At 69.5% G+C, this 558-nt stretch carries 1 protein-coding gene and 1 pseudogene; both read left to right on the plus strand.

The window, feature by feature from the left end:
• Nucleotides 1–223, plus strand: a pseudogene (locus AC5RV2_RS18855) (UDP-N-acetylmuramoyl-L-alanyl-D-glutamate--2,6-diaminopimelate ligase); the annotation flags it as partial.
• Between the two features lie 6 nt (nucleotides 224–229).
• A partial coding sequence (locus tag AC5RV2_RS18860) for a Mur ligase domain-containing protein (protein ID WP_494093598.1) occupies nucleotides 230–558 on the plus strand: 329 nt, incomplete at its 3' end.

The following is a 558-nucleotide window of genomic DNA, read 5'->3' on the forward strand; positions in this document are numbered from 1 at the left end:
ACTGCCGGCCGACATTATCGAAGTCTTCCCCCGGGCGGAGGCCATCGAGCGGGCCGTGGCCCTGGCCGCGCCCCGGGACACGGTCCTCGTCGCCGGCCGCGGCCATGAGGTCTGGCAGGAGGTCAACGGCCAGAACCTGGCCCTCGACGACCGGGAGGAACTGCGCGAGGCCCTGCACCGGCACGGATTCGAAGTGCTCTCCCCGAACGCGGTAGAGTCCTAGATCGTCATGATTGAACTAACTGCAGCCGAAATAGCGGCGATTACCGGCGGACGGATCGTTGGGGAACCCGTCGGTCCCACGGGGGACACCGCCGGCATCACCGTGAGTTCCGCCACCACAGACTCCCGCGAAATTGAACCCGGCGGCCTGTTCGTGGCCAAGCCGGGCGAGACCGCAGACGGGCACTTCTACGTCCCCGCGGCCTTCGAAGCCGGTGCCGTGCTGGCTCTGACCGAACGCGAGGTCTCCGACTCGGCCGGCCGCCTCCTGCCGCAGATCGTGGTGGCGGACGCCGTGCTGGCCATGGGCGCCGTCGCCGCGGCCATCGTGGCACG

It is taken from the genome of Arthrobacter sp. Y3225116, from assembly GCF_059091245.1.